Genomic DNA, 26022 nt, shown 5'->3' on the forward strand with positions numbered 1-26022 from the left:
AAAAGGACTTAGTCCTGTCCAATACAGAACTAAATCCTTTCAATAATTATTTGTCCAACTTTTTGGGGTCAGTACATTTGAACAGAACTGACGTTTTTTTGTATGCTTATTTTGATTTGATATAGTTGATACCATCTGCTTTTGGTGCAACTGCTTTTCCAAAGAAGGCTGCCAAGACAAGAATAGTCAAAACATAAGGTGCAATTTGCAGGTAAACCGCAGGCACTCCTTGTAGGAATGGCAACTGAGAACCGATAACAGCCAAACTTTGTGAAAGTCCAAAGAAGAGACTAGAAAGCATAGCACCGATAGGATTCCATTTACCAAAGATCATTGCAGCAAGAGCGATAAATCCAGGTCCAACAATAGTTGTCACTGAGAAGTTAACTGAGATGGATTGAGCATAAATCGCTCCCCCAATTCCACCCAAGAAACCTGAAATGATAACTCCTAGATATCTCATCTTGTAGACATTGATTCCCAATGTATCCGCTGCTTGAGGATGTTCACCGACAGAGCGGAGACGAAGACCAAAGCGAGTCTTGAAGAGGATAAACCAAGCAAAGAATGAGAAGGCAATCGCGATATAACCTAGCAGACTTGTTGATTTGAAGAAGATATCACCAATCACTGGGATATTAGCCAAGACTGGGAAGTCAAAGCGTCCAAAAGTCTGACTTAGGTTGTCGGTTTGACCTTTGTTATAAAGAACTTTCACCAAGAAAACAGCCAAGGCTGGTGCCATCAAGTTCAATACCGTACCGCTGACAACATGGTCTGCACGGAAATGAACCGTCGCAGCTGCGTGGATGATAGAGAAGAGACCACCAACAAATCCTGCTACAAGCAAGGATAGCCATGGAGTTGCTGCTCCAAATTGTTCTGCAAATTCAAGGTTAAAGACGACTCCAGAAAAGGCACCCATAACCATAATTCCTTCAAGGCCGACGTTTACCACACCACCACGTTCAGAGAAAACGCCACCAATACTTGTAAAGATGAGGGGTGCTGAGTAGATTAGCATAGAAGACACCAAGAGGGTGAGCAAGGTTGTAATAGACATCTTTACTTACCTCCTTTAACTTGTTTTTTCGGTTTGACAAAGCGTTCGATAAGGTAATGAACACTGACAAAGAAGATAATAGACGCTGTTACAATGCTGACTAGCTCAGATGGTACCTGCGCCGCATTCATACCAGGAGCTCCAACTTGGAGAACACCAAATAGGAAGGCTGCAAAGAGAATACCAATTGGTGAGTTTGCTGCAAGCAGGCTAACTGCCATCCCGTTAAATCCGACAGCCAATGATGCCCCTTGAACATAGACGTTCTGGAAGGTTCCCAGACCTTCAACAGCTCCACCAAGACCAGCCAAAGCACCTGAGATAATCATAGAGAGGATAATCGTCCGTTTGGCAGAGATACCAGCGTATTCTGATGCGTGAGGATTAAGACCAACCGCACGGATTTCAAAACCAAGAGTTGTTTTCTTGAGCATAAACCAAATGACTGCAACGGCAATAAGAGCAAAGAAAATACCAATATTCATCCGTGAATTACCAGTCAACTCAGCCAACCAAGGTGTCTGATAGGTTGCATTAGCCCCAACACGAATCGTCGAATCTGTACTTTGCATGAAGTCTTTAGGAAAGGCATGGATAAAGGCATTTCCTACATACAAGACAATGTAGTTCATCATGATGGTTACGATAACCTCTGACGTCCCTAGATAAGCTCTAAGAATACCTGGAATGGCACCGACAATCCCACCAGCAATCAAGGCAATCACGATAGTTGCTAGAATCATCAAAGGACGTGGCATATCTGGATGCGACAAGGCAAACCAACCACTAAGAATCCAACCTGCCAAAGCCTGACCAGGAAGTCCGACGTTAAAGAAACCAGCACGACTGGCAACGGCAAAACCAAGACCAATCAAGATCAAAGGCCCCATGGCACGGAAGATTTCCCCAATCCCACGCAGACTACCAAAGGCTGTATAGAACAATTCTTCGTAGCCCCAAATAGCATCATAACCGAAGATCCACATGACAATGGCCCCGAGTAAAATTCCTAGGAAGACAGAAATCAAGGGAACCGAAATTTGTTGTAATTTTTTAGACATCACTCTTCTCCTTTCCCAAGTTTCCACCAGCCATCAAGACACCAAGTTCTTGTTTATTGGTTGTTTCTGGTGATACAATACCTTGAATCTTACCATCGTGGATAACAGCAATACGGTCTGAGACGTTTAAAATCTCATCTAGTTCAAAGCTGACAACAAGAACAGCCTTCCCATTATCACGCTCTTCAATCAAGCGTTTGTGGATATATTCAATAGCACCGACATCCAAACCACGAGTTGGTTGGCTGACGATAAGGAGTTCAGGATCTCGATCAATTTCACGAGCAATAATTGCTTTTTGTTGATTTCCTCCTGAGAGTGCAGCCGCTGGAACAAATTCGCTAGCAGCACGAACATCAAATTCTTCCATTAGCTTTTTAGCATAAGAAGTAATATTTGAATAGTTCAAAATTCCATTTTTACTATGTGGTTCTTTGTAGTAGGTTTGAAGGGCAATATTCTCAGAAATCATCATTTCCAAAATCAAACCATCACGGTGACGGTCTTCTGGAACGTGCCCAACACTCAACTCTGTAATCTGACGTGGGTGCAAGCCTACAATTGAATCTCCTTTTAGCTCAATGCTACCAGATTCAACCTTGCGAAGACCTGTGATTGCTTGAATGAGTTCAGATTGACCATTTCCATCAATCCCCGCAATACCAACAATCTCTCCAGCACGAACATCCAAGGACAGATTTTTCACAGCTGGGACACCGCGGTTTTCATTGACCACCAAATCTTTGATTGACAAGACCACTTCTTTTGGTTGAGAGGCTTGTTTCTCTGTTTTAAAGGAAACGGAACGTCCTACCATCATTTCTGCCAAATCAGCATTGGTAGCCCCTGCAATTTCAACAGTTTCAATTGATTTCCCACGACGGATAACTGTAACGCGGTCAGAAACTGCGCGAATCTCGTCTAACTTGTGGGTGATCAAGATAATTGATTTTCCTTCTTTGACAAGATTTTTCAAAATAGCCATCAACTCATCAATTTCTGATGGAGTCAAGACAGCCGTTGGTTCGTCAAAGATAAGGATATCAGCCCCCCGATAAAGGGTTTTTAAAATTTCTACACGTTGTTGGGCTCCAACTGAGATATCTGCTATCTTGGCAGAAGGGTCAACAGCTAAGCCATAACGTTCAGAAAGAGCCTTGATTTCTTTGCTAGCTCCAGCGATATCTAGCACACCATTTTTAGTCAATTCACTACCTAAAATGATGTTTTCAGCCACTGTGAAGGCTTCTACCAACATAAAGTGCTGGTGAACCATTCCGATTCCCAAGCTAGCCGCTTTAGATGGTGAATCGAGATTGACAACTTGACCGTTGACCACAATTTCACCACTAGTTGGTTCAAGAAGCCCTGCTAACATGTTCATGAGCGTGGACTTACCAGCCCCATTTTCTCCTAAAAGTGCATGAATTTCACCTTTTCGTAGGTGCAGGTTGATTTTGTCGTTGGCAACAAATTCACCAAACACCTTGGTAATATCACGCATCTCAATGACATTTTCGTGTGCCATGTGCTCTTCCTTTCAGAGTCTTATTTTATTTCAATAAAACTTGCTAGTTTGCCTAGTAGCAAGCTTTACTGAGACAAAATGACTTTGTCTCAACTCTTAAAAAAGCGGCCGAGGGCCGCTTCCTAAGAAATGACTTCCATCCATTATTTTTCAGGAACTTTTACGCTTCCATCAAGGATTTTAGCTTTAGCATCTTCAACAGCTTTTTTACCTTCTTCTGAAAGGTTTGTTACTGCCAAGTCAACCCCTTTATCTTTCAATGAGTAAACGATCACTTGACCGCCAGGGAATTCACCTTTTTCTGCTTTGTTAGCAATATCTTTTACAGTTGTACCAACTTGTTTCAAAGTAGATACAAGAACGAAGTTTGATTCTTTGCCATCTTTAGAAGTGTACTTACCTTCTGCTACTTGGTCACGATCAACACCGATAACCCAAACTTTTTCACTTTCAGAACGGCTTTCATTGAGTGATTTTGCTTCTGCAAAGACACCAGCACCTGTTCCACCTGCTGCTTGATAAACAACGTCTGCACCAGCTGCGTATTGTGCTGCTGCAATTGTTTTACCTTTAGCAGCATCACCAAATGAACCAGCATAGTCAACTTGTACTTTGATAGATGGATCTACTGACTCAACACCAGCTTTAAATCCAGCTGCAAAACGTGAGATAACTTCAGACTCAATACCACCTACAAAACCAACTTGTTTTGTTTTTGTTGTTTTGGCTGCTGCAACACCTGCAAGGTAAGCAGCTTCGTTATCAGCAAATGTTACGCTAGCAACATTCTTTTGATCTTTAATCACATCATCAATCAAGACATAGTTCAAATCAGAGTGGTCTTTTGCTGCTTCTTCAACCGCATTGTGAAGGGCAAAACCAACACCGAAGATTAGGTTGTAACTTCCAGCCGCTTGTTGCAAGTTGTTAGCATAGTCAGCTTCACTTGTTGATTGGAAGTAAGTGAAACCTTTATCTTTTGAAAGATTATGTTCTTTACCCCAGTCTTGCAAACCTTCCCAAGCTGATTGGTTGAATGATTTGTCATCAACACCACCAGTATCAGTTACGATTGCTGCTTTTGTCTTCACATCAGAAGATGAAGCTGCGTTACGAGAAGAGCGGTTACCACATGCAGCAAGTCCAACTGCTGCCACTGCAACTAGACCAAGGCCTAGCCATTGTTTCTTGTTCATTACTGAACCTCCTAAATAAGATGTGCAACGATGTTGCAAGTATGGATTGGTTGGCCACAAGGACCGTGCCACTCAGAGAGCGACTCAGACTAGTTTAAGTCTGTAAAAGAGTATGGAAGTAATTCCCCGACCGTCATCTCGACCGTCGATTTATCTTTTGCGACTAAGGTCACTTTTAGATCTTGTTCAAAAAATTCAGCCATCACTTGGCGACAAGCACCACATGGTGAGATTGGTTTTTCAGTTTGTCCATAGACAATCAATTCGGAAAACTCTCTTTGGCCTTCGGAAACTGCTTTAAAAATCGCTGTACGTTCTCCACAGTTGGTCAAAGAATAACTAGCATTCTCGATATTGACACCTGTATAAATACTACCATCTTTCGCTACCAAAACAGCTCCGACTGGAAAATGAGAATAGGGCACATAGGCTTTCTTGCTGGTTTCAGTTGCTAGTTCAATCAACTCAGTAGTCGCCATCTACCAGTTCTCCTTTTAAAATGGCTACCCCAGCTGACGTTCCGATACGGGTCGCCCCTGCTTCTACAAATGCAAGAGCATCTGCATAAGAACGAGCTCCACCTGCAGCCTTGACTCCCATATCAGGTCCAACTGTTTCACGCATTAATCTAACATCTGCTACTGTCGCACCACCAGTTGAAAAGCCAGTAGATGTTTTAACAAAATCAGCTCCTGCTTTTTGGGCTAATTGGCAAGCCACAACTTTTTCTTGGTCTGTCAGAAGGCAAGCTTCAATAATGACTTTCACTAACTTGTCACCACTTGCTTCTACTACTGCGCGAATATCCGACTCAACCAAATCAAGATTACCTGTTTTGAGAGCTCCAACATTAATCACCATATCAATCTCATCTGCACCATTTTGGATAGCTTCCTTGGTTTCAAAAGCTTTCACAGTTGAAGTTGTTGCTCCCAAGGGGAAACCTACTACTGTGCAGACCTTGACATCTGTGCCTTCAAGCCCTTTTTTAGCATGTTCAACCCAGGTCGGATTAACGCAAACACTGGCAAAATCATACTCTCTAGCTTCAGACAACAAACAATCAATTTGATTTACTGTCGCATCTTGTTTCAAAAGTGTATGATCGATATATTTATTTAATTTCATATTCGGATTCTCCTGCAGTTTATGAGATTATTTCTATGATTTCTCGTAAACTTTGCACACTATCATTTATTTTAACATATTTTTGAAAATCTGTAACTAGCTGAGGAGAAATTTTTCCATTTGTGTATACTTTTGCAACAATTTCTCCCTTTTGAACGGAATCTCCAACTTTCTTTTCAAAAACAATTCCTGTCTCATAGTCCAAGGCATCAGACTTGACTGCACGGCCTGCCCCCAGTCTCATAGCATAAAGCCCAAATTCCATAGCTGGAAGAGCTGAAATGACACCCGTTTCCTGGGCAGGGATTTCCACCACATGGGTAACATTGACAGGACGATAGAGGTCTTCCAAGTCTCCACCTTGGGCTTGGACCATTTCCTCAAACTTAGCCAGCGCTTGACCATTCTCAAGATGTTGGTGAACTTCTTCAACTGTCTTGTTTACATTTGCTAAACCAAGCATAATTTGAGCCAATTCGCATATAAAATGGGTAATATCCTGACGACCTTGACCTTGTAAAGTCTCCAGTGCTTCAAGAATTTCGAGGCGATTTCCAATTGCTCGTCCCAAGGGCTGACTCATATCCGTAATGACTGCTACCGTCTTTCGACCAACTGCCTTACCAAGTTCCACCATGGTTTGAGCCAATTCACGCGCCTCATCAACCGTCTTCATGAAGGCACCCTCACCGACAGTCACGTCTAGCAGAATAGCATCCGCCCCTGCCGCAATTTTCTTGCTCATCACCGAACTAGCAATCAAAGGAATCGTGTCAACAGTTGCGGTCACATCACGTAGGGCGTAGAGAAGCTTATCCGCTTTGACCAGCTGGTCTGATTGCCCAATGACAGATACACCAATGTCCTGTACTTGACGAATAAAATCCTCTTGACTACGTTCTACTTGATAGCCCTTAATGGACTCCAATTTATCAATTGTTCCACCCGTATGGCCAAGACCACGACCACTCATTTTGGCTACAGGCACACCAAAGCTAGCAACAAGAGGAGCCAAAATCAAGGTTACCTTATCACCAACACCACCCGTAGAATGCTTGTCAACCTTAACCCCATCAATAGCTGATAAATCAAACTCTTGACCTGTCTTAACCATATTCATAGTCAAATCTGAGATTTCTCGTGTCGTCATTCCTTTGAAATAGACAGCCATAGCAAAGGCAGACATCTGATAATCAGGAACAGTTCCTGATACATAGCCTTCAACTAGCCATTCAATTTCACTCGAAGTCAGTTCTTGACCATCTCGTTTCTTTTGGATTAAATCAACTGCTCTCATTCGTTCACACTTCTAAGGATATAGTATCCCTTATCTTTTTTGACAATCTCACAATTACCAAACACATCTTCCATCTTGGACTTGGCACTTGGAGCCCCTTGTTTCTTCTGAATAACGATTGTTAAATCCCCACCAGTTTCCAAAAAATCTTTACTTTTCTCAATGATTTCATGAACCACTTGCTTGCCTGCACGGATAGGAGGATTGGAAATGACATGGTCAAAATGTCCTTCAACTTGTTCATAGATGTTGGACTGGAAAATCGTCGCTTCTACTTTATTTCGTTCAGCATTTTGTCGCGCCAAATCTAAGGCACGGTTATTGATATCAACCATGGTCGCCTGAACTCCAAAAGCCTTAGCCAAGGACAAGCCCAAAGGCCCGTAACCACAGCCTACATCAAGGACAGTTTCTCCTTGGTTGACCTCTAGACACTTGAGCAAAAGTTGACTGCCAAAGTCAACCATTTTCTTGCTAAAAACACCCGCATCCGTCAAAAAGGTCATTTTTTCTCCCAACAAGTCCACTCTCAACTCATGAATGTCGTGAGCAGCGTCAGGATTTTCTGCATAATACATTTTACTCATGAAACTATTTTACCATAATTTGCCTTAAATTGTAAATCGTTTACAAATTGATAATAAAACGAAAAAGACTGAAGAAAGCTAGTAAGTAAAACATTTTCTTCAATCTCTTTAAATTATTGGAAACGAATGACAAAGCATGTAGGAGCAAATCTCTCATAGTCTACAGTCTGTAATCAGGCTCATTTTTATGACTATTGCTTAACCTTAAAATACTTTATTATCAACAGGATTCCCAATAAGATGTTTAGATAAAAGCCCAACTGATAAGTTTGTGTCAGAATTTCTAAACTTGTCCAAAGTCGTATCAAATCTTCTAGCGACATGCGGAAGAGATACCCTTCAGTAGCAATCCACAAAATCAAAAATAGATAACTTCCAGCAGCAAGCCTTTTCGCCCATCGTTTTTTTAGTAGCCAAGCAATCAAGAGCGAACAGATAAAGACAGCTGTTACAATGGCATGTTCCATCAAAAAAGTAAAACCGTAATAGATTTCCACAAAGCGTCTACCATTATCCGCATTGGCTCCTTTTATAAAAGGTAAGGCGAAACTTAAAATAAAACAGAGTTCCAATATATAACTTTTTAAGATTTTCATGTCACACCTCCTATAAGTTGTGAACCCCAAAGCCCCCTTTATTAGCTTATAAGTCAGGAGAAAGTAGCCCCTACTTCATCACTAAATTGTTCATCCTCTATCTACATCTATTATATAATATTGACTGACCACATTCAAGAAACCGCTTTATTTTTTTAGCTTTTTATGGTATGATAGACAAAATATCTAGGGGAAAACAAATGACCAACGAATTTTTACATTTTGAAAAAATCAGTCGCCAAACTTGGCAATCTTTACATCGAAAGACAACACCTCCTTTAACTGAAGAGGAATTAGAATCCATCAAGAGTTTTAACGACCAGATTAGTCTACAGGACGTTACTGATGTCTATCTTCCCCTAGCCCATCTCATCCAGATTTACAAGCGTACCAAGGATGATTTAGCTTTTTCCAAAGGAATTTTCCTCCAACGTGAAAGTAAAGCCCAGCCTTTTATCATTGGGGTTTCTGGGAGTGTTGCTGTTGGAAAATCCACAACAAGTCGTTTACTTCAAATCCTACTGTCCCGTACGCTTACAGATGCTACGGTTGAGTTGGTAACAACTGATGGCTTTCTCTATCCCAACCAGGCCTTGATTGAACAAGGGATTTTAAATCGCAAGGGATTTCCTGAAAGCTATGATATGGAATCACTACTCAACTTCTTGGACCACATCAAAAATGGACAAGATGTAGATATTCCTGTCTATTCTCATGAAGTCTACGACATCGTACCTGAGGAAAAGCAAAGCGTTAAAGCTGCTGATTTTGTGATTGTTGAGGGAATCAATGTCTTTCAAAATCCACAAAACGAGCGTCTCTATATCACTGACTTCTTTGACTTTTCCATCTACGTTGATGCGGCAGTCGATGACATCGAGAGTTGGTATCTGGACCGTTTCTTGAAAATGCTAAGTCTAGCCCAAAACGACCCTGATAGCTACTATTATCGTTTTACTCAAATGCCGATCGGGGAAGTGGAATCCTTTGCCCATCAAGTCTGGACCAGTATCAATCTCACAAATCTACAAAATTATATTGAACCAACCAGAAACCGTGCGGAAGTGATTCTGCATAAAACAAAGAACCATGAAATCGATGAAATTTACTTAAAAAAGTAATTTTCCCTTGTCAAAACGTAAGTTTTCAGATATAATGGTATAGTTAGTAAATATGGAGGTAAGAACATTGGCAAACATTAAATCAGCTATCAAACGCGCTGAATTGAACGTTAAACAAAACGAAAAGAACTCAGCTCAAAAATCAGCTATGCGTACTGCTATCAAAGCTTTCGAAGCAAACCCATCTGAAGAACTTTTCCGTGCTGCTAGCTCAGCTATCGATAAAGCAGAAACTAAAGGTTTGATTCACAAAAACAAAGCAAGCCGCGACAAAGCTCGTCTTTCAGCTAAACTTGCTAAATAAGAAACAGTCCATAGAGGCTGTTTTTTTGTCCTCAAATAGGAAAAGGTAGAAAATGAAAATCGCAATTATCGGATATTCTGGTGCTGGTAAGTCAACTCTAGCTGAAAAGTTGTCTCACTACTACTCCATCCCAAAACTTCACATGGACACACTCCAATTTCAACCTGGTTGGCAAGACAGTGACCGCGAATGGATGCTGACCGAGATGAAAAACTTTCTCACAAAGCATGAGGATTGGGTCATTGATGGGAATTACTCTTGGTGCTATTACGAAGAAAGAATGCAGGAAGCTGACCAAATCATCTTTCTTAATTTTTCACCATGGACTTGTCTCTTTCGGGCTTTTAAACGTTATCTCAAATACCGAGGCAAGGTCAGAGAAAGTATGGCAGAAGGTTGCCAAGAACAGTTTAATTGGGAGTTTATTCGATGGATTCTCTGGGACGGTCGAACAAAAAATGCTAAGGATAGATACCAATACTTAAACAATACTTACCCAGAAAAGATGCGTATTCTCCATTCTCAAGCAGAGATTGATTATTTTTTGCGATCTTTAAAAAAGTAAACAATATAGTAGCATTTCATTAAAATCAGCATGCACTGATTGACTAAAAAAGGAAGTTTTTCATCCAGAAAGTCTTCCTTTTTTCCTTTTATTCAACAATTAAAAATAACTCGAGCAATTTATAAATCAACAATAAAATTCCCCTAGAAATGAAAAGAATCTTGTTCATAGTTTCTGAGTTCGTGATACAAAAAAACTGAAGGAAGTATAGTCCTACTTCTTTCAGTTTTTTATTGTCTCAATTTAGAAAAAACTTCTCCAATCTTACCTTCGATAACTAAATCAGCTTGGCTGTCTTGAGAAGTGCTGGACTTGTTGATAACGACAAGATTTGACCCTGAAAAATAATTGATTAGGTTAGCTGCAGGATAAACAACTAAGGAAGTTCCACCAATAATCAACAAATCTGCTTGCTGAATGGCTTGAGCTGCGCTACTAAATACATCCATATCTAGCGCTTCCTCATAAAGGGTCACGTCAGGTTTGACCACCTTGCCACAATCTAAGCAGTAGGGAACTGGACCTTCAAGTTCCAAAAAGGCAGTCAAATCATAAAAGCGATGACAGCCCAAACAATAATTACGATCTGCACTACCATGCAGTTTCAAAACTTTCTGAGATCCTGCCATTTCATGGAGACTATCGATATTTTGCGTCACAATCGCCTTTAATTTACCTGTTTTTTCCAACGACGCTAGATAATCATGTGCTAAATTAGGCTTGGCATCAGGATAGACCAGATACTTTTTGTAGAAATCAAAAAAATCCTCTGGATAGCGCTCAAACATAGTGCGTGAAACCAGTTGCTCGGCAGTAAAATGGCGACCTAGTTTCAGACTATATATACCATCTGAACTACGAAAATCTGGAATATTAGACTCTGTAGAAACCCCTGCACCACCGAAAAAGACAATTCTCTGACTTTGATCAATAATACCTTGTAATTGTTCAATCTTATCCATTTTGTACTCCTAGGAATTTTCAAGTTAAAAAGTTGAAAGTCTTGACTTCTTGTCAACTTGGCTTCCAACTTTATTTGATCATGATTTAGATATTAAACTGACTAGTCTCGGTCCTTTGACACCATTAGGCTTTCTTCAATTTCCTTATTCTTACCTATTTCAGGATTGATTCATTGTTGATAGTTATCATTTTGAGAACAAGAGAAATCATTCTGAATATAGCCTACCTTTAGTCTGCAATCAAGGTTTCCAAACCAACCTTCATCATATCGGTGAAGGTATTTTGACGTTCTTCTGCAGTTGTATCTTCATCTGGATTGACTAAACTATCAGAAATAGTCATGATAGCAAGCGCATCAACATGGTGTTGGACAGCAAGATAGTAAAGCGCTGCTGCTTCCATTTCCACAGCCTTAACTCCCCATTTACCAAGCTCGATGTTCTTTTCAAAATAGTTTGAATAAAAGACATCAGATGACAAGACATTTCCCACGTGAGTAGTCATACCAAGTTCTTTTGCGATATGATAAGCCTTATCTAGCAAATCAAAGCTAGCGATTTGTGGAAAATCGTACTGTGGCCAGTCATTACGGACGATGTTTGAGTTGGTTGCAGCTGCCTGCGCCAAAACCAATTCACGAACATGGACATCTTCATTCAAAGAACCCGCAGTTCCCACACGGATTAATTTTTTCACACCGTAGTCAACAATCAACTCACGCGCATAAATCGAAATAGATGGCATCCCCATCCCAGTTCCCATGACAGATACACGGTGACCCTTGTAAGTACCAGTGTAACCAAACATGTTACGCACTTCATTAAAACAAACAGCATCTTCAAGGAAGTTCTCCGCAATAAACTTAGCACGAAGAGGATCCCCAGGAAGAAGAATTTTATCAGCAATTTCACCCTGCTGAGCAGCAATATGAATAGACATAATATAAGATACCAAACCCGTCAAAAAGCAAAGGGAAAATAGGAGTTGGGTGCAGTGAGTGATGCTCGCTAGACCAACTATCTTTTTCCCACTGCTTTTAGGGTGGGTTCAATTCCTTTCTTTCTTAATTTTGATGATATTGAGAAGATTAGAGCGGCTTTTATTCAAATCCGAACTCCCTTCTCTTCTGAGTTTTTAGAAAAGTTTTCCGCTCGTGTTCAAATTAGAACACCTCACTCTATTTTTTTTATTTTTATATTTTATAGCTAGGAAAAATCGGATTCAATCAAGATTCCAATAAGACTACTTCATTTTTATTTAAAACAGTTATAACTAAATTGAGAGTTTTTTTAATATTTTAAATCAAATCATTGACTAGAAGAAATGGGCAGTTCCTACCTAATTACTTTATTCTTTGACTTCTGACACAGTATGCTAGCACAAGGAAAGCGGTCTAACATTTTTGCAAATTCATAGGCTAAAACAGCCGTTACTAAGAGATACGGAAGAGAATCTATACCTAGCCCAGTGAAACCTATAACTAATCCGGTTGCAGAAATGGGCGCCCTCAAGGTCACAGACAAAAAGCAAACCGATCCCAAAAGCAAAATGGTTGACTGGCTATCCAAACCTAGAATCATGCACAAGAGACCAGCTCCAGCCATCCCCAAGGCAAAAGATGGCGTAAGAGTACCACCATAGGCCCCTGCCCAAAGGATAATAAGAACGACCAATGCTTTTAGGAAAAACATGAGAAGCACTGTTTGACCACTGCTACCATTTAAAATTTCCTGAGCCATCATGCGTCCATTGCCAAGTAGATGTGGAAAGGAACTTGCAAGACCAACAAGAAAAAGAAAAGCTGAGGGCAATGTTAGAAGTATTCGTTTATCTTTTATTCTGTTTGAAGACGCTACCTTACTTAAGCGACCAAAAAGACAAGCTAGTGGAGTTAAGAAAAGAAGTAATAAGGGAATAATCCATATTTCCTTTAATGACCATGTTATCGCTGGAATCTGGTAGAGAGCCTGATCTGAAATAACCAAGCCTGCTATATAGGTTGAGACATAAGTAGTCAAACCGACTAAGACAAATCGTTTAATAGATAGAACAATTCCTAGAGTTTCAAAAACAAAGAAAACACTTGTTAATGGAACCTGATAAACAGCCGCTAAACCAGCACCAGCACCACAAGCAAGGAGAAAGATACGATCCTTCATAGACAGTATACATATTTTCCCAACTGGTCCTGCAAATAGAGTTCCAATCTCTCGTGGTGCAGCTTCTTTGCCAATAGGCGCTCCCCCTCCAACTGCAATGATCTGCCAAATTGAATGAAATAGCTGTTTTAGAAAATGAAGCTTGTATTGTGAAGTCTCATCCTTCATCTGAGCTTTGATGGAATAAATCTTCGACCCTTTTTGCAAGAAATACCAGACCAAGGATGAGCCAAGACCCACGATTATTAAACTTAGTCCTATCCGTGAGGAGGAAACTCCATCTGTCAAAAATCCTGTATGATGCTCTGACTGACCAAAAGCTAGACTCTCTACCATCTCTAAAAGATAATGGAGAAATATACCAGATAAACCCGAAACTATTCCTTGTAGAATTACTGCTAGGAACAATCTAAGATTATAAGGAATCTTTCGAAAAAATCTCCTCAAGTCTATTAACATGATTACAATTCTGCAAGAATCGCTTTAAGCAAGCCTTTGAAGTCACCTTTAACACGTTCTGTTACTTCTACAACTTCTTCGTGGTTGAGTTCTTCTTGGAAACCAGCCGCAAAGTTAGTAATACATGAAATTCCCAGAACTTTCAAGCCTGAGTGGGCTGCCACAATAACTTCAGGAACAGTCGACATACCAACTGCATCTGCTCCCAGTGTCTTATAGGCACGAATTTCTGCTGGGGTTTCATAAGTCGGACCAGTAACACCGATATAAACACCTTCGTCAAGCTTGATACCAAGTTTCTTAGCCACTTCATGGGCAGTAGCACGGTATTCTGGTGTGTAGGCCTTAGACATATCTGGGAAACGTGGACCAAAGTCATCCAAGTTTTCACCCATTAATGGGTTTTGCCCCGTCATATTGATATGATCTGAGATAGCCATCAAAGTACCAGGACCATATCCAATACCACCAGCTGCATTGGTTACAATGACACCTTCACATCCAAGAACTTTCATCACACGAACTGGAAAAGTCACGACATCCAAAGGATTGCCTTCGTAGAAATGGAAACGACCTTGAAGAGCCAAGACCTTGCGACCTGCCAGTTCACCATATACCAATTTCCCAGCGTGACCAACTACTGTTGAACGACCCCAATTTGGAATTTCTGCATAATCTACTACAACTGGATTTTCGATTTCTTCTGCTAATTCTCCTAGGCCTGATCCAAGGATCAAACCAAACTCAGGGGCTGCAATTCCCTTGTCTTTCAGAAAGGTAGCTGTTTCATTGATTTTATCTAAAAATGTCATCATGTGTCTCCTTTATTAGTTTTTAGCATTTGACCGATTTTGTCAAAGGTTTTGGCATTGCGAATGGTAATATTGCGATAGAAAGGCATCTTGAGCAAGTACTTGTGATAGGCAGTCTTAGAGTAAGATTCTTCAGAGAATTTTCCCCAGAAAATACCAAGTTTTCCAAAATGAACCACTTCATCTTTCAGCTCTAAACTTTTAACCTTCTCGATGACTTGCTCCCCATCCAAGTCCTCCGTGTAGAAGAGAACATCCTTTCGAGCCATGTCTTCGTTCCACCAAGCTGGCAGATTCTTCAGCTCTGCTTCATAGTCTTCTTGACTCAGTAAAGAAAAACTTTGAATAAATGGATAATGGACTTCAAAGAAAACCTCTAATTTTTCAATCAACCGGGCTTTAGGGATTGTCGATGTAAAGAAAATATTGCCACTGTTGATATAAGTTTCAACCTTTTCCAGTCCCAACTCTGTCAATTCTTGACGAAGATCCGCCATGACGACCTTATTCTTGCCACCAACATTAATGCCTCTCACCAGCAAAGTAAAACGCGTCATCTTATACCAATTTATCTAAGAAGCTTTCCCCAATCATGGCAGTTTCCACGTCAAAGTTATCGGCAATAGTCGCTGATATATCTGCAAAATGTCCGACTGGAATGACCCCATTTCCTTTAAAGGCAGGGCTGTAAGCCAACAATGGAATATATTCACGAGTGTGGTCTGTTCCTGCGTAAGTTGGGTCATTTCCATGGTCCGCAGTAATCAAGAGAAGGTCATTCTCTCTCATAGCTGCGATAATTTCAGGTAAGCGTTCATCAAACTCATGCAAGCAATCACGGTAACCGTGAGCATTACGACGGTGGCCGTAAAGGGCATCAAAGTCAACCAAGTTTGTGAAAGAGAATCCTTTTTCAAACTCAGCAAGACCCATCGTCTTCAATAGTGTATCAATTCCGTGGCTGTTTGACTTGTTGTGACCCATGTCATGGTTGATACCCGCACCGTTAAAGATATCGTTGATTTTACCAACAGCGTAAGTATCGATACCAGCTTCATTCAATTTATCCAAAACAGTCGGTGCAAATGGAGATACGGCCAAGTCACGACGATTTGCTGTACGAGTGAAGTTACCTGGTTCACCTACATAAGGACGGGCAATGATGCGACCTAGAAGGGCTGGGCGCTCAAGGGTAATCGAACGAGCGTATTCACAGATACGATACAATTCATCCAGAGGAATGATGTCTTCGTGGGCAGCAATTTGCAAAACAGGGTCAGCTGAAGTATAGATAATCAACTCCCCAGTTTCCATCTGGCGTGGTCCAAAGTCATCGATAACGGCTGTACCTGAGTAAGGTTTGTTAGCTTCACGAATGACCTTGCGTCCTGAGAATTCTTCAATTTTTGTCAAGATTTCTTCTGGGAATCCATTCCAGAAAGTATCGAAAGGTTCTGTAATGTTAAGGCCCATGATTTCCCAGTGTCCAGTCATGGTATCCTTACCAAGAGATACTTCTTCCAATTTTGTTGCATATCCTGTTGGATTGCTTTCAGCTGGAACAGTCTTAAGAGGAGTTTCTCGAGGAATATTTCCAAGACCAATTTTAGCCATGTTTGGGACATTCAAACCAACTGCTTTTGAAATGTGTCCTAATGTGTCAGAAGCTCCATCTGGAACCCCTGCATTGACAAAGTTATTAGCATCTGGTGCAGCACCGATTCCTACAGAATCTAATACCACCAAGTGAATACGATTAAATTTTGACATAGTGTATCTCCTTATTATTTTAGTTATCTTGCTTTTGTTGAAGTTAAAATCTGAACCCCGTCTCGTCCAGCAACGATGACCTTATCCACCATTTGGTTGAATAAGCCGTGCTCTACAACACCAACGACATGGTCCAATTCTTGTCCGAAAGCAATTGGATCTTCAATGACATCCAAGGCAAGGTCAATGATAAAATTCTGCATATCGGTCACAAAACGTTGGCCGTCTTTTTCACGGAAACTTGGTTTGTAGCCAGCTCGTTCAAAACGACGAAAGACCTGTTCCGCGCCATACTGAACCACTTCTACAGGCAATTTAAAAGCACCTAGTTTCTCGACCAGCTTGCTTTCATCCACTACCCAAATATATTCTTTTGAGGGCGTTGCAACAACCTTCTCCATCAGGAGGGCACCACCACCGCCTTTGATTCCATTAAACTGACTATCCACTTCATCCGCCCCGTCGACTGTCACATCGACAAAGTCTACTTGGTCAATAGACTTGAGTGGGATATTAAGCCCTTCAGCCTGTTTACTAGTCACACTAGAAGTCGTTACAGCTGTAATCTGCAACCCTTCTTCCTTGATACGACGACCGATTTCTTCGACAAAATAATAGGCAGTAGAACCCGTTCCAAGTCCGACTACCATGCCATCCTTGACAAACTCAGCAGCCTTGATACCTGCCATTTTCTTCAGATTTTCCACTCAAACACCTCCATTAAAGAGCTAACTTTATTATAACATGTATCACTTTTTATTTCATGGATACACTGAAAAAAAACCGAACATTTTTATCTATGATTTCTAATTTTCTTTCTCCATGCTTGTATACAGATCAAAAATTCCCAAATCTAGATTTCGAAAGCTCTTTAAAAATTAAAGTTGATTTTTTATCATAAAGATGATTAAATAGGTAAGTACAGAAAAGGAGAAATAAGATGAACCCATTAGATTTGTTTAATCAAGTAAAAGAATTAATCGAAACAAAAGATTTCGAAGCTGCAAAAACATTTGTTGCAGAAAATCAAGAACAGCTTGGAGAATACTTCTCCCAAGCTCAGCAGTTGATTTCTGGTTCAGAAGGTCTAGATGGCCTCGTTGGAAAGATTAAAGGATTTTTCTAAAAGATATAAAGGCGCCTGAAACGATCAGGTGCCTTTTTGAGATATTTTTTTTATTATTTTGGGCAGATAAGAGCTGATTTCCGTCGGCAAGACCACATAATGTTCTTGAGCTAGTTCTTGGGCTATGGCTGAATGAAGATGGGTTGCTACTGCCACACGTTCGTAGAGACTGGCCTGTCGGAATTGGCCTGCAAATCCTGCAATCATTCCAGCAAGAGTATCTCCCATTCCCCCAGTCGCCTGATAGGGACCGCCAACCTGTAACTGGTAATAATCAGATTGGCCAGCTTGCCAAATACGAGTAGCTGGACCTTTTTCTACCAAAATTGTTCCTTGAGGGAAAGAAGTCAGGGCACTAGCTGTTGTATCTTCGTTTTGCTTTTTAATCGTAATTCCAGACAGCTTTTCCCATTCTTTTTGGTGAGGAGTTAAGATAAGCTGGTTAGATGGAAACGACAAACTTGTCCTAGCAAGGATGGTTAAGGCCCCTCCGTCTACAATCAAAATCTGATTCTTTTTTAAGCTAGCAAAGACCTGTTTGACTAGATCTTCTCCAAAAGCATCGTCTCGTAAACCAGGTCCCAGCAAAACAACTTCTGCCTTCTCCAATTGCTCTTTTAACAATTGCTGGTCTTGAAGAGAAAAGGCCATAGCCTCAGGTAAATGACTGTGCAAAGCCGAGATATTTTCCCTATCTGTTCCAACAGACACCAAACCAGCTCCACTTTTAACAGCTGCCAAAGTAGCCATGATGATAGCACCACCATAAGGATAAGTCCCACCCAGCAACAGCAAACAACCATAGTCTCCTTTATGACTGGTACGAGAACGTTCAATAATGACTTTTTCTAGTAAGGTTTGATCAATCACTTTCATCTTTTTTCCTCTCGCATTTATTATACAACAAAAAGGAGGCGCATACCTCCTTTTATAAACTTATTTCTAAAATTTAATATTCATTTCTGCCATTTTAGATATAGCTATAGAAAATACACTTTCCTCAGAAAATTTTTCTCTTATTTTCTATCCAATGTCCGGAGTGCTGCTTGATAAGTTTGCTCCATCAGCATAGTAATGGTCATAGGACCTACACCTCCAGGAACTGGCGTAATATGGCTAGCAAGTGGGGCAACTGCCTCATAATCAACATCCCCACAGAGCTTACCATTTTCATCGCGGTTCATCCCGACATCGATGACAACCGCACCAGGTTTTACAAAGTCAGCAGTCACAAACTTAGCACGACCGATTGCAACAACCAGAATATCTGCTTTTGCAGCAACCTTAGCGAGATTATGAGTCCGTGAGTGAGTCAAGGTCACTGTTGCATTCTTGGCCAAAAGAAGCTGGGCCATGGGTTTTCCAACGATATTGGAACGACCGATAACAACGGCATTTTTACCTTCTAAATCAATTCCATACTCATGAAACATCTCCATAATTCCTGCAGGTGTCGATGGAATCATAACTGGATGGCCAGACCAAAGACGTCCCATGTTTAGAGGATGGAAACCATCCACATCCTTTTCTGGGTCAATGGCTAATAAAACTGCCTCTTCATCGATATGTTTTGGTAATGGCAACTGGACCAAAATCCCATGCCAAGCTGAATCCTGATTGTATTTGGCAATCAAGTCTAACAACTCCTCTTGAGTAATGGTCTCTGGAACTCGCACTACTTCGCTACGGAAACCAGCCGCAAGAGCAGAACGTTCCTTGTTACGAACATAGACTTGGCTTGCAGGATTATCTCCCACCAAAATCACTACCAAACCAGGTACTAAACCTGTCTCTTCCTTTAATTTTTCAGTCTTTTCAGCCAACTGTCCTTGTAACTTAGCTGCCAGAGCCTTCCCATCAATAATCTGTGTCATATCACTTCTCTTTTCTTTCAAATATCTTCCATTATACCAAAAACTGCTAATCCCCTCTAACACTTCTTTCCTAGGCTATCTTATAGTTTCAAACTATAAGAAAAAGCTCGGTTCGAGCTTTTCATTAATCTATATTTTATATGTAAAGTTGGCTACAAATAGCTAAACAAAGCTAACTTATAAAACCTTACTCAAGAAGTCTTTAGTCCGTTGTTCTTGAGTTTGTTCAAAAATCTGTTCAGGTGTTCCGTCTTCAACAACCACACCGTCTGCCATAAAGATGACACGGTCTGCCACCTCACGAGCAAATCCCATCTCATGTGTTACGATAACCATGGTCATTCCTGACTTGGCTAGGTCTTGCATAACAGCCAACACTTCACCTACCATTTCAGGGTCCAGGGCTGAAGTTGGCTCGTCAAAGAGCAAAACATCTGGTTCCATAGCTAAGCCACGCGCAATAGCAATCCGCTGTTGCTGGCCACCTGACAAACTCTGTGGATAAGCAGTTGCCTTATCTGGTAAGCCAACTTTTTCCAAAAGCTCCTTAGCTCTCTTCTCTGCAACTTCCTTACTTTCACCTTTGGTCTTGATAGGAGACAAGGTAATATTTTCCATCACAGTCATATTAGGAAAGAGATTAAATTGTTGGAAAACCATGCCCATCTTCTCACGCATGGCAAACAGGTCATTCTTCTTGTCCGTAATATCAACTCCCTCAAAGATAACCTTCCCTTTTGTTGCTTCTTCCAACAAATTCATAGAACGAAGCAAGGTAGATTTTCCGCTTCCTGAAGGACCAATGATAACGACAACTTCTCCTCTTTTAATCTCGAGGTTGATGCCCTTCAATACTTCATTCTTTCCAAAAGATTTATGTAAATTTTCAATTTTTATCAAGGTCTCTGTCATTATTTTTTATCTCCTTGTTCCATTCGTTTTTCAAAAGCTTTCAAGGCTACTGTCAAAATAGAGGTCATAATCAAGTAGTAAAAGGCTGCAAATAAAAGTGGTGTTAAAGGTAGATAGGTTGTTGTAGAAACTGTTGTAGCTCCATTCCACAACTCCATAACACCGATAGCTGATAAGAGGGAACTATCCTTGATAATAGTGATAAATTCGTTCCCCAATGCTGGCAAAATATTTTTGATAGCTTGTGGCAAAATCACATAGCGCATCGCATTTTTAGGACGAATCCCTAAAGAATAGGCCGCCTCTAACTGCCCCTTAGGAACCGCATTAATCCCAGCCCGAACAGTCTCAGAAACATAAGCACCACTGTTCATAGAAATAATCAAAATCCCTGGAATCAGACGAGAAAGGTCAACACCTAAAATCCCAACCTGAATAGTCGGAGCATTGATATGCATAAGAGCAAAGGCAATCATAATCTGAACCATCATTGGCGTCCCGCGGAAAATCCAAACGTACAAGTTGGCTAGCCAAACAAGCGGTTTAAACTTTGAACGTTGCCCAAAAGCCAAGACAACACCCAAAATAGTTCCCAAAAAGACAACACAGATAGAAATGAGAACCGTCACAACAGCCCCATAGTTAAAATAAGGTAAATACTTAGGTAAAAAAGAAAAATTCATAGTCACACTGCTTTCTAAAATAGAATACTGTATGATTATAACATCAATTGAATTAAAATTCAAATCTTTTGTCTAATTTATTCAAAAAAACTTTAAGCTAGTAGAATTAGCGAGAAATCTTAGTTTTTTCTAGGCAAGTTGGCCTCCTTTATGGTAAAATAGTAACGATAAGAAATGAAGGAGAATCAAAATGGAATCACATTTGGTTAGAATCATCAACCGCCTTGAAGCAATGGCAAAAGACGGCGGAAATTTAAAACGTAATTTTGAACGCGAAGGAGTTGTTGTTGCAGAAGTTGCATACAGTCACGACGAAGAAAACGGCTCAATCTTTACCCTTCGTGATGTCGAAGCTCGCGAAACTTATACGTTTGATAGCATTGACTTGATTGCAATGGAAATTTACGAACTTCTTTACTAATACAAAACAAGCTGGGATTACACCCTGCATGTCTAACCAAAATCCTTTTTGTCTCACAAATAGGATTTTTTTATAGTCCAAATCCACAAAGTTCTTCATTGTAACAACTTCTCAAAGCTGCAATCTTTTTACTTGCTTTACACCCCAATCCTGTTATAATGAGAGTATAGAAATTTGACTATTTTTGACCATTAAACAGGTCAGGCTAAATAAAGAAATGAGGTAGATGTATGCTTTGTCAAAACTGTAAAATCAATGACTCAACGATTCATCTTTATACCAATCTCAATGGAAAGCAAAAACAAATTGACCTCTGTCAAAACTGCTATAAGATTATCAAGACAGATCCTAACAATAGCCTCTTTAAAGGTATTACGGATCTGAACAATCGTGACTTTGATCCCTTTGGTGATTTCTTCAATGACCTAAACAATTTCAGGCCTTCTAACAATACTCCTCCGACTCCCCCAACCCAATCAGGTGGAGGTTACGGTGGAAATGGCGGTTATGGTTCCCAAAATCGTGGACCTGCTCAAACTCCTCCACCAAGCCAAGAAAAAGGCCTACTGGAAGAATTTGGTATCAACGTAACTGAAATTGCCCGTCGTGGAGATATTGACCCCGTTATTGGGCGCGACGATGAGATTATCCGTGTCATAGAAATTCTCAATCGCAGAACCAAGAATAATCCTGTTCTTATCGGTGAACCAGGTGTCGGAAAAACTGCCGTTGTCGAAGGTCTAGCTCAGAAAATAGTTGATGGAGATGTTCCCCATAAACTACAAGGAAAACAAGTCATCCGTCTGGATGTGGTTAGCTTAGTTCAAGGAACGGGTATCCGTGGACAATTTGAAGAACGCATGCAAAAACTCATGGAAGAAATTCGCAAACGTGAGGATATTATCCTCTTTATCGATGAAATCCATGAAATTGTTGGTGCGGGGTCTGCGGGCGATGGCAATATGGACGCAGGAAATATCCTCAAGCCAGCCCTTGCTCGTGGGGAACTGCAACTGGTCGGTGCCACTACCCTCAATGAATACCGTATCATTGAAAAAGATGCTGCCCTAGAGCGTCGTATGCAACCTGTTAAGGTCGATGAACCAACCGTAGAAGAAACAATCACTATCCTCAAAGGAATTCAAAAGAAATACGAAGACTACCACCACGTTCAGTATACCGATGCTGCAATTGAAGCAGCTGCAACTCTTTCCAATCGCTACATCCAAGATCGCTTCTTACCTGACAAGGCCATTGACCTCCTAGATGAAGCAGGTTCTAAGATGAACTTAACCTTGAATTTTGTTGATCCTAAAGTAATTGATCAACGCTTGATTGAGGCTGAAAATCTTAAATCTCAAGCTACACGAGAGGAAGATTTTGAGAAGGCCGCCTACTTCCGCGACCAGATTGCCAAGTATAAGGAAATGCAAAAGAAAAAGGTCACAGACCAGGATACTCCTATCATCAGTGAAAAAACCATTGAGCACATTATCGAGCAGAAAACCAGCATTCCTGTTGGCGATTTGAAAGAGAAAGAACAATCTCAACTCATCCATCTAGCTGAAGACCTCAAGTCTCATGTTATTGGACAGGACGATGCAGTTGATAAGATAGCCAAGGCTATTCGCCGTAATCGTGTCGGTCTCGGTACGCCTAACCGCCCAATCGGAAGCTTCCTCTTCGTCGGACCAACTGGTGTCGGTAAGACAGAACTTTCCAAACAACTAGCCATTGAACTTTTTGGTTCTGCTGACAGCATGATTCGCTTTGATATGAGTGAATATATGGAAAAACACAGTGTGGCGAAATTAGTCGGTGCCCCTCCAGGTTATGTCGGCTATGACGAGGCTGGGCAATTAACTGAAAAAGTCCGCCGCAATCCCTACTCTCTTATTCTCTTGGATGAAGTAGAGAAAGCCCATCCAGATGTCATGCATATGTTCCTTCAAGTATTGGACGATGGTCGTTTAACAGATGGACAAGGACGTACCGTTAGCTTCAAGGACGCTATCATCATCATGACTTCAAATGCAGGTACAGGTAAGGCAGAAGCCAGCGTTGGATTTGGGGCTGCTAGAGAAGGACGTACCAACTCTGTTCTCGGTGAACTCGGTAACTTCTTTAGCCCAGAGTTTATGAACCGTTTTGATGGTATTATCGAATTTAAGGCTCTCAGCAAAGATAACCTCCTTCAGATTGTCGAGCTTATGCTTGCAGATGTTAACAAACGTCTTTCTAGCAACAACATTCATTTGGATGTAACCGACAAGGTCAAGGAAAAATTGGTTGACCTTGGTTATGATCCAAAAATGGGAGCACGCCCACTTCGTCGTACTATTCAAGACTATATTGAGGACGCAATCACTGACTACTACCTTGAAAATCCAAGCGAAAAAGACCTCAAGGCAGTGATGACCAGCAAGGGTAACATTCAAATCAAATCTGCCAAAAAAGCTGAAGTAAAGACTTCTGAAAAAGAAGTATAAATCCTATAGAAAAGGAGTAGAAAATGAAAATTTTCTGCTCCTTTTTACTAAAATAACTATAAATTCTTGACAGCTAGGCCTTTGTCCATTAAGATAATAATAAAGATAATAGATAATGAGGAAAATGCAATGGCAAACCCAACTTTCGGAGAAAAAAAAGCGAATACAGACTATGTTTCACGCTATGGCGTATATGCAGTTATACCTGATGCTGAACAAAAACAAATTGTTCTTGTTCAAGCACCCAATGGCGCTTGGTTCCTACCAGGTGGCGAAATTGAAGCTGGTGAGAACCATCAGGAAGCCCTAAAACGTGAATTGATTGAAGAGCTTGGCTTCACAGCTGAAATTGGTGCCTATTACGGACAAGCTGACGAATATTTCTACTCTCGTCATCGTGACACCTACTACTACAATCCTGCCTACCTCTATGAAGCAACTTCTTTCAAAGAAGTGCAAAAGCCACTAGAAGACTTTAATCATATTGCCTGGTTCCCTATTGATGAAGCTATTGAAAATCTCAAACGTGGTAGCCATAAATGGGCAATCCAATCTTGGAAAAAACATCATAAGATTGACTAATACTCTTCGAAAATCAAATTCAAACCACGTCAGCTTCGCCTTGCCGTACTCAAGTACAGCCTGCGGCTAGCTTCCTAGTTTGCTCTTTGATTTTCATTGAGTATAAAGCAAGCTACTTTATTTAAAAAGTGCTATAATAGAATTAGAAAATCGGAGGAAATGTTATGAAGCTAATCAATACGACAAACTCACACTCGCAACTTGTTAAAAGCCAGCTAGAAAGTACAGACGCAACCCTTGTTGAGGTCTATTCTGCAGGGAATACCGATGTTATTTTTACCCAAGCTCCGCTTCACTATGAAATCCTCATCTCAAACAAACACCGCGCTATTCGAGAACCTGAAATCGAAGCTATTCAAGAATTTTTCTTGAAACGTAAAATTGATAAGGACTCTATTGATGAGGCCAATATCAAAACCCTCTATTCAGAAAAATTAATTGGAATTTCGATTCCAACCAAATAAAATCTTGGAGAGATTAGAAAGTGCTTTGAACCTTATGGAACAAAATTAGGTTTATTTAGCTTTTTAAATCATCTCCAATTTTTTATCTATAAAATCTTGTCATACAAGATTTTGTAGATAATTAAGGAGACAAACATGGGAGACATCATATATAGAGAGGCAAGAATTGAAGAAAGCGAAAAAATTGGAAAATTATTAGCCAATTCCTTTCTTGACTATCCCTTTTTAACGATTATAACTGATGATTTGAAGAAACCTGACTCCTATCCTGCTTTTGTAGAAACGTTGCAAATTCTGCTTACTAGAGTCTATATTAAGAAGGGAAACTGTTTAATTGCGGAACAGGATGGAGACTTACTTGCAGTCGCCCTTTTGCAACAAAAAGATTTCTGTATACTATCCTATCTACGAAATGGAGGAACAAACATTTTTCGCTACATTCGACCACAAAATCTCCTTAAATACTTTGACTTTGTAAAACGTTCCAAAAAGCATTTAGAAAAATCTGGAGAGTTTGATTGGTATTTGATGGCCTTAGCTGTCAATATAGAAAGTAAGGGGCAGGGAATAGGCAGTACTTTTCTGACACAAGGGATTGAACCTTATGTCAAATCAAAAGGCTGTAAACACTTGGGACTCATAACTAGTACAGCTAGAAATGTCTCATTCTACGAAAAAAACGATTATGTATTACTGGACTTTATGGATCTAGAATACGGATCAAAATCAATTGGTAACTGGGCATTTTTAAAAACAATAAATAAATAAAAAAGATTTGGTGCTGCTGTACTGCACCCCAAAAGTTAGACAGAAAAAATCTAACTTTTGGGGTGTTTTATTATGAAATTGAGTTATGATGATA

General features: G+C 40.4%; 29 protein-coding genes. 9 read left to right on the forward strand and 20 right to left on the reverse strand.

Annotation, left to right across the window (positions count from 1 at the left end; all coding sequences use genetic code 11):
- Nucleotides 1-106 precede the first annotated feature (106 nt).
- From N8M16_RS09805 to N8M16_RS09845, 9 genes are all read right to left on the reverse strand, one after another.
- Nucleotides 107-1063 carry an ABC transporter permease gene (locus N8M16_RS09805; protein ID WP_238095469.1) on the reverse strand — a complete coding sequence of 319 codons (957 nt, stop codon included), beginning with the start codon at nt 1061-1063 and terminating at the stop codon, nt 107-109.
- Nucleotides 1064-1065: 2 nt separating this feature from the next.
- Entirely contained in the window at nt 1066-2124 is a 1059-nt protein-coding gene (locus N8M16_RS09810) for an ABC transporter permease (protein ID WP_049491544.1), read from the reverse strand.
- Entirely contained in the window at nt 2117-3652 is a 1536-nt protein-coding gene (locus N8M16_RS09815; protein ID WP_261070125.1) for an ABC transporter ATP-binding protein, read from the reverse strand. The genes N8M16_RS09810 and N8M16_RS09815 overlap by 8 nt, the downstream gene beginning before the upstream one ends.
- Nucleotides 3653-3795: 143 nt before the next feature.
- A complete protein-coding gene (locus tag N8M16_RS09820; protein ID WP_001036137.1) occupies nt 3796-4848 on the reverse strand; it encodes a BMP family lipoprotein in 1053 nt (350 codons plus the stop codon).
- A gap of 89 nt (nt 4849-4937) precedes the next feature.
- On the reverse strand, nt 4938-5327 hold the full coding sequence (locus N8M16_RS09825) for a cytidine deaminase (protein WP_247927793.1): 390 nt from the start codon (nt 5325-5327) through the stop codon (nt 4938-4940).
- On the reverse strand, nt 5314-5976 hold the full coding sequence (gene deoC / locus N8M16_RS09830; protein WP_261070126.1) for a deoxyribose-phosphate aldolase: 663 nt from the start codon (nt 5974-5976) through the stop codon (nt 5314-5316). Before deoC ends, N8M16_RS09825 begins: the two co-directional genes overlap by 14 nt.
- A 19-nt stretch (nt 5977-5995) precedes the next feature.
- Entirely contained in the window at nt 5996-7273 is a 1278-nt protein-coding gene (locus tag N8M16_RS09835; RefSeq protein ID WP_024057940.1) for a pyrimidine-nucleoside phosphorylase, read from the reverse strand.
- Nucleotides 7270-7860, reverse strand: coding sequence for a class I SAM-dependent methyltransferase (locus tag N8M16_RS09840; RefSeq protein WP_314725831.1), 591 nt, complete (start codon nt 7858-7860; stop codon nt 7270-7272). Before N8M16_RS09840 ends, N8M16_RS09835 begins: the two co-directional genes overlap by 4 nt.
- A gap of 191 nt (nt 7861-8051) precedes the next feature.
- A complete protein-coding gene (locus N8M16_RS09845) occupies nt 8052-8456 on the reverse strand; it encodes a hypothetical protein (RefSeq protein WP_261070127.1) in 405 nt (134 codons plus the stop codon).
- A 200-nt stretch (nt 8457-8656) separates the two neighbouring features.
- Here N8M16_RS09845 and coaA point away from each other — a divergent pair, with 200 nt between their 5' ends.
- The 3 genes from coaA to N8M16_RS09860 all read left to right on the forward strand — a co-directional run bounded on the left by coaA (nt 8657) and on the right by N8M16_RS09860 (nt 10446).
- Nucleotides 8657-9577: a type I pantothenate kinase gene (gene coaA, locus N8M16_RS09850; protein ID WP_261070128.1), complete on the forward strand. Its 921-nt coding sequence runs from the start codon at nt 8657-8659 to the stop codon at nt 9575-9577.
- A 67-nt stretch (nt 9578-9644) separates the two neighbouring features.
- Entirely contained in the window at nt 9645-9881 is a 237-nt protein-coding gene (gene rpsT / locus N8M16_RS09855) for a 30S ribosomal protein S20 (RefSeq protein ID WP_001274000.1), read from the forward strand.
- Between the two features lie 52 nt (nt 9882-9933).
- Nucleotides 9934-10446: a DNA topology modulation protein gene (locus N8M16_RS09860; RefSeq protein ID WP_261070129.1), complete on the forward strand. Its 513-nt coding sequence runs from the start codon at nt 9934-9936 to the stop codon at nt 10444-10446.
- A gap of 230 nt (nt 10447-10676) precedes the next feature.
- Here the strand turns inward: N8M16_RS09860 and N8M16_RS09865 are convergent, their stop codons facing one another.
- The 7 genes from N8M16_RS09865 to rpiA form a co-directional block, all read right to left on the reverse strand.
- On the reverse strand, nt 10677-11408 hold the full coding sequence (locus tag N8M16_RS09865; protein ID WP_261070130.1) for an NAD-dependent protein deacylase: 732 nt from the start codon (nt 11406-11408) through the stop codon (nt 10677-10679).
- Between the two features lie 229 nt (nt 11409-11637).
- A complete protein-coding gene (deoD, locus tag N8M16_RS09870; protein WP_261070131.1) occupies nt 11638-12348 on the reverse strand; it encodes a purine-nucleoside phosphorylase in 711 nt (236 codons plus the stop codon).
- 395 nt (nt 12349-12743) lie between these two features.
- Nucleotides 12744-14027, reverse strand: a complete 1284-nt coding sequence (locus tag N8M16_RS09875; protein ID WP_261070132.1) for a chloride channel protein — start codon at nt 14025-14027, stop codon at nt 12744-12746.
- 2 nt (nt 14028-14029) lie between these two features.
- A complete protein-coding gene (locus N8M16_RS09880; protein ID WP_261029990.1) occupies nt 14030-14839 on the reverse strand; it encodes a purine-nucleoside phosphorylase in 810 nt (269 codons plus the stop codon).
- Complete coding sequence (locus tag N8M16_RS09885; RefSeq protein WP_045611396.1) at nt 14839-15396, reverse strand: DUF1697 domain-containing protein; 558 nt, start codon at nt 15394-15396, stop codon at nt 14839-14841. The genes N8M16_RS09880 and N8M16_RS09885 overlap by 1 nt, the downstream gene beginning before the upstream one ends.
- A 1-nt stretch (nt 15397) precedes the next feature.
- The gene (locus tag N8M16_RS09890) at nt 15398-16609 is read right to left on the reverse strand and encodes a phosphopentomutase (RefSeq protein WP_261029993.1); all 1212 of its coding nucleotides are present in this window, start codon (nt 16607-16609) and stop codon (nt 15398-15400) included.
- Nucleotides 16610-16632: 23 nt separating this feature from the next.
- Nucleotides 16633-17316: a ribose-5-phosphate isomerase RpiA gene (gene rpiA, locus N8M16_RS09895; protein WP_060628517.1), complete on the reverse strand. Its 684-nt coding sequence runs from the start codon at nt 17314-17316 to the stop codon at nt 16633-16635.
- A gap of 233 nt (nt 17317-17549) precedes the next feature.
- Between rpiA and N8M16_RS09900 the strand changes: the two genes are divergently transcribed.
- Nucleotides 17550-17735 (forward strand): hypothetical protein, encoded by a 186-nt coding sequence (locus N8M16_RS09900; protein ID WP_001068558.1) that lies wholly within the window; start codon nt 17550-17552, stop codon nt 17733-17735.
- Nucleotides 17736-17759: 24 nt separating this feature from the next.
- Here N8M16_RS09900 and N8M16_RS09905 read toward each other — a convergent pair whose 3' ends face one another.
- The 4 genes from N8M16_RS09905 to N8M16_RS09920 form a co-directional block, all read right to left on the reverse strand.
- A complete protein-coding gene (locus N8M16_RS09905) occupies nt 17760-18611 on the reverse strand; it encodes an NAD(P)H-hydrate dehydratase (protein WP_049499602.1) in 852 nt (283 codons plus the stop codon).
- 140 nt (nt 18612-18751) lie between these two features.
- A complete protein-coding gene (locus tag N8M16_RS09910) occupies nt 18752-19609 on the reverse strand; it encodes a bifunctional methylenetetrahydrofolate dehydrogenase/methenyltetrahydrofolate cyclohydrolase (RefSeq protein ID WP_261070133.1) in 858 nt (285 codons plus the stop codon).
- 177 nt (nt 19610-19786) lie between these two features.
- Complete coding sequence (locus tag N8M16_RS09915) at nt 19787-20521, reverse strand: amino acid ABC transporter ATP-binding protein (protein WP_004256549.1); 735 nt, start codon at nt 20519-20521, stop codon at nt 19787-19789.
- A complete protein-coding gene (locus N8M16_RS09920) occupies nt 20521-21204 on the reverse strand; it encodes an amino acid ABC transporter permease (protein ID WP_004256547.1) in 684 nt (227 codons plus the stop codon). Before N8M16_RS09920 ends, N8M16_RS09915 begins: the two co-directional genes overlap by 1 nt.
- A gap of 190 nt (nt 21205-21394) precedes the next feature.
- On the opposite strand from N8M16_RS09920, the gene N8M16_RS09925 reads away from it, so the two are divergent.
- The 5 genes from N8M16_RS09925 to N8M16_RS09945 all read left to right on the forward strand — a co-directional run bounded on the left by N8M16_RS09925 (nt 21395) and on the right by N8M16_RS09945 (nt 25928).
- Nucleotides 21395-21625, forward strand: a complete 231-nt coding sequence (locus N8M16_RS09925) for a DUF1797 family protein (RefSeq protein ID WP_000443570.1) — start codon at nt 21395-21397, stop codon at nt 21623-21625.
- A gap of 230 nt (nt 21626-21855) precedes the next feature.
- Nucleotides 21856-24114, forward strand: coding sequence for an ATP-dependent Clp protease ATP-binding subunit (locus N8M16_RS09930; RefSeq protein ID WP_261070134.1), 2259 nt, complete (start codon nt 21856-21858; stop codon nt 24112-24114).
- Nucleotides 24115-24243: 129 nt separating this feature from the next.
- Nucleotides 24244-24696, forward strand: a complete 453-nt coding sequence (locus N8M16_RS09935; protein ID WP_000013083.1) for an NUDIX hydrolase — start codon at nt 24244-24246, stop codon at nt 24694-24696.
- Between the two features lie 164 nt (nt 24697-24860).
- Nucleotides 24861-25160 carry a DUF1827 family protein gene (locus N8M16_RS09940; RefSeq protein WP_000767189.1) on the forward strand — a complete coding sequence of 100 codons (300 nt, stop codon included), beginning with the start codon at nt 24861-24863 and terminating at the stop codon, nt 25158-25160.
- A 135-nt stretch (nt 25161-25295) separates the two neighbouring features.
- Entirely contained in the window at nt 25296-25928 is a 633-nt protein-coding gene (locus tag N8M16_RS09945) for a GNAT family N-acetyltransferase (RefSeq protein WP_024057987.1), read from the forward strand.
- The last annotated feature ends 94 nt before the right edge of the window (nt 25929-26022 follow it).

It is taken from the genome of Streptococcus mitis, assembly GCF_946188375.1.
GTDB lineage: Bacteria > Bacillota > Bacilli > Lactobacillales > Streptococcaceae > Streptococcus > Streptococcus mitis_CX.